The sequence below is a fragment of the Paenisporosarcina sp. genome (genome assembly GCF_057785155.1).
On the sequence record NZ_JBYNRN010000051.1, the window covers coordinates 1 to 3534 of the forward strand.

The 3534-nt window shown below is 34.6% G+C and carries 3 protein-coding genes and 1 pseudogene; 3 read left to right on the forward strand and 1 reads right to left on the reverse strand.

The window, feature by feature from the left end:
• Positions 1-942: pseudogene (locus tag AC3EA5_RS17855) on the forward strand (IS3 family transposase); the annotation flags it as partial.
• Between the two features lie 379 nt (positions 943-1321).
• Here the strand turns inward: AC3EA5_RS17855 and AC3EA5_RS17860 are convergent.
• Positions 1322-1534: a hypothetical protein gene (locus tag AC3EA5_RS17860; RefSeq protein ID WP_488609548.1), complete on the reverse strand. Its 213-nt coding sequence runs from the start codon at positions 1532-1534 to the stop codon at positions 1322-1324.
• Between the two features lie 378 nt (positions 1535-1912).
• Here AC3EA5_RS17860 and AC3EA5_RS17865 point away from each other — a divergent pair, with 378 nt between their 5' ends.
• Together AC3EA5_RS17865 and AC3EA5_RS17870 are read left to right on the forward strand one after the other, a co-directional pair.
• On the forward strand, positions 1913-2422 hold the full coding sequence (locus AC3EA5_RS17865; RefSeq protein WP_488609549.1) for an RNA polymerase sigma factor: 510 nt from the start codon (positions 1913-1915) through the stop codon (positions 2420-2422).
• A complete protein-coding gene (locus AC3EA5_RS17870; protein ID WP_488609550.1) occupies positions 2412-3329 on the forward strand; it encodes a hypothetical protein in 918 nt (305 codons plus the stop codon). Before AC3EA5_RS17865 ends, AC3EA5_RS17870 begins: the two co-directional genes overlap by 11 nt.
• Positions 3330-3534 lie beyond the last annotated feature (205 nt).

Here is a 3534-nt window from a genome sequence, read left to right on the forward strand (position 1 = left end):
AAAGCTCCGAGCTTCAGGGATAAATATTCCGAGCCGACTGCTAAAACTGAATCCAGAGTCATCAATGAACTCAGAAAAGAATTCAAATTAGCCGTTATTCTTGAAGCAATAGCTTTTCCAAAGGCCACCTATATGTATTGGAAAAAGCGATTAAACGAACCTAATCCAGATGAAGAGATTGAAAACATGATCAAGGAGATTGTAGTCAAGAATGATGAAAATTACGGTTATCGTCGAATTGATATAGATTTACGCAAGAGAGGCTATTGCGTAAATCACAAAAAGATCCTTCGCATTACTAACAAGCTTGACATGACATGCAAATCCTTCACACGGAAGTCTAGGAAATATAGTACGTACAAAGGAACAGTTGGCACGACTTCAAAAAACCTTGTCAATCGTAGATTTTATACAAGCATCCCCTATCAAAAACTAACGACTGATACAACCGAATTTAAATATTACGAGACGAACGCGAATGGGAAGTTAATCATTAAGAAGGCTTATTTAGATCCGTTCTTAGATATGTTTAATAGTGAGATTTTATCCTACAGGTTCTCAGAACGTCCAAACGCAAAAGCCATCATGGACGCCTTGGATGAAGCAATAGAAATAGCAAAGGACTGCACCTATCGAACGACGATACACTCTGACCAGGGGTGGGCGTATCAAATGAAGGCATATGTAAAGAAGCTAAAAGATAATGGGATATTCCAAAGTATGTCCCGAAAAGGAAACTGTCTGGATAATTCGCTTATGGAAAATTTCTTCAGCATAATGAAACAGGAAATGTATTACGGGAAAGTTTATCGCTCTTTTGAAGATCTGAAGCTAGCAGTGAATAAGTATATTTATTACTATAACAATGAACGGATAAAAGCAAAATTGACTGGTATGAGCCCGGTTGAATACCGTCTCCATACCAGCCAACTAGCTGCTTAAATATTTCGGTCTAACTTTTGGGGTTCAGTACATCGCTTCAGGCTTTTTTTATAAAACCAGGAGTTAATGAACATCCCATATTTACAGTGTTTTCTGAGGGTTAACTCGTTCATTAATGTTCAAGAACTCGTTCAACAATCTAAGTTCCGTAACCTATACATCACTAAGTATAAGTACACGATTAAAATCTAGGCCATGAGAAAAAGCCGCCTTGTAAAGGCAGCCGGTTGTTCAACTAAAGTAGCCGTTAGTTCAACCACATTCATTACCTTTTCAGAATAAACCATGATGGTGGACCATATGACTGTTCTGCTTCAAAGTAGGCAAGTTTTCCAGGGATACACGAGATTATTGAAGGAAACCCTTCACCGACTGATTACTAACTCCCAATCGAACCAAGAATCATCATAGCTATACTGAAAATGGCTGCACCAAAACTTATGATAACTTGCTTCTTTGAATACTTTAATAAAACCTCTGAAGTAGTTTTGGTCTCTTTTTTTTCGAAAATAAACATTCGTACAATGGAAACGCCCCATAAACAAATAGCAATTATCATACATAGGATTTCAGCTATTCTTAACCAATCCATAAGTTAATCATTCCCTTGCTTCTTTTCCCATGTTAAAAATCGTAAGGGAATGCTTTAGTTTCTTTCTCAATAGTTTAATCATATCATTTTTTTCGTCTTAATCATCGTACCTTCAAACATATTACCTTCTATTTCCCACCCTTTTAACTTTTTTTAACTTTTCTTTGTTCAACTAAACTGCTGGGTTAGTTCATTAAGAAAAAAGAGCTGACTTAGCAGCTCACTGTTCTAATATCTGGCTATATCGGGTAAGCAATTAAAACCAACCATTCTTGCATGACCGTTCTGACATTCTTTAAGTAAGAAAAAAATAATCATTTCTCTATTTTTCTGTAATTACATTTTTATTTATTCGTCAAATAAACAAGGAGGGATGGAATGGGGGAATACTCGATTGCAGGTTGGTTTCAAAGCTACGAGAAGGATGTCACAAGTTTTCTTATATATTATACAGGTTCCATAGAAGTTGAAGACCTTGTACAGGACACTTTTTTAGTCGCTATAAATAAATCATCAAATTTCAAAGGAGATTCACATCCCAAAACATGGCTTATTTCTATAGCAAGAAATATTGTCATCGACCGCTATCGAAGAAGAAAAGTATGGGAGAGAATCAAACATGTCCTTTCTTTAGAAGAAGCTAATTCAAATGATATAGAAGCCTGTTTAATAAAAAAACTTGAAAATACTCAATTAAACAGAGCTATTCATAAGCTTTCTTTACCATACAAAGAAGTGGTTATACTGAGAGGGATTTTAGACCTTACATCAATGGAAGCAAGCACTGTTCTTAAATGTAGCCAAAATAAGGTTAACGTAATGTACCATCGGGCACTAAAAAAATTAAGAGAAATTTTAGAAGAGGATGGGTTTTTATATGACAGATAACCAACAAATTCAGGAAGATCTAAGGAACCTTCCAAAGCATTCTTTGAACAAAGAACAAAAACAAAGAATTATTTTAAGATTAACTTCAGAGGAATCTTCTATCAATAGAAAATTGTTTATTAAACCTATATTTGCTGTTATTTTCTCCTTCGCTGTTTTGAGTATTCTTGTAATGACCCAGTTTTATAGAACGGATGAGGGAAACCTTACAGCCGACCAGCAAGAATATGAACAAATAGATTTTGTTGCGGAAGAGGGGGAAAGATTTGTCTTAACGGATACAAAACAAGAAGTCATTGGTATAAAAGGAAAGGTTGCCCTGCTAGGATTTGAACCTTTTGTTGCAGAAGATAAGGGAAGAGTTGCTAAATTAATGACCTTTTTCTGGGGAGATCCTGCAGAACTTGTAGGGAAAACATATCGAGTGGATGCCATAAACACTAATAATGAAGAAATCACATTATCCAAAGGAAAACTTGACTCTGCTCTAAACAGTGAGGATGCTCATGTTTTGCACCAATTTAAACCGTTTCCAAGGGAAGGGACATGGAAGTTATCATTTTATGTGGAAGATAATTTATTTGAAGAATTTACTTTAGGTGTCTTACCTCCATTTCCAAAAACAAAGCATTATATATTATTGGAATCCCCGTTGGAAATTAATATTGACAAATCAACTACAATTAATATTAATAGTTCTTGGAAAAACAAGAAGGAAATAGAAGTAAGGCTATTTGATGAAAAGGGAAAAGTAGTTGATCAAAATATATTTAAGCAAGATGTTATCGATTATGACTCTTCTTCCAATGCTCAGTATTACATTTTCAGTGGTAAGTTAAATTTTCCGAAACAAGGAAAATGGACATTAGAAATCGATGGAGAGCAAACTCAATCATTTAGCAATTAATAAAATCCTGTAAGGAAAAAAGTCCTTTTCAGGATTTTTTTCGTCAATGTCAGCATATTCATTTAACTAAACCAGCTAATAGGATGTCAATATTTTTTTCTAAAATTCTAATTAACCCTATGTTATACTATTTTGAGCATACCAAACAGCCCTCCAAAAACCTTTTGGAAGGTTTTCTCTTTTTTAATTAAAACCGTTAATTAAG

Excerpts from the sequence above, each read along its gene's own strand:
- AC3EA5_RS17870 (WP_488609550.1), top strand. The coding sequence starts at position 2,412 with ATGACAGATAACCAACAAATTCAGGAAGATCTAAGGAACCTTCCAAAG.
- AC3EA5_RS17865 (WP_488609549.1), top strand. The coding sequence starts at position 1,913 with ATGGGGGAATACTCGATTGCAGGTTGGTTTCAAAGCTACGAGAAGGAT.
- AC3EA5_RS17860 (WP_488609548.1), bottom strand. The coding sequence starts at position 1,534 with ATGGATTGGTTAAGAATAGCTGAAATCCTATGTATGATAATTGCTATT.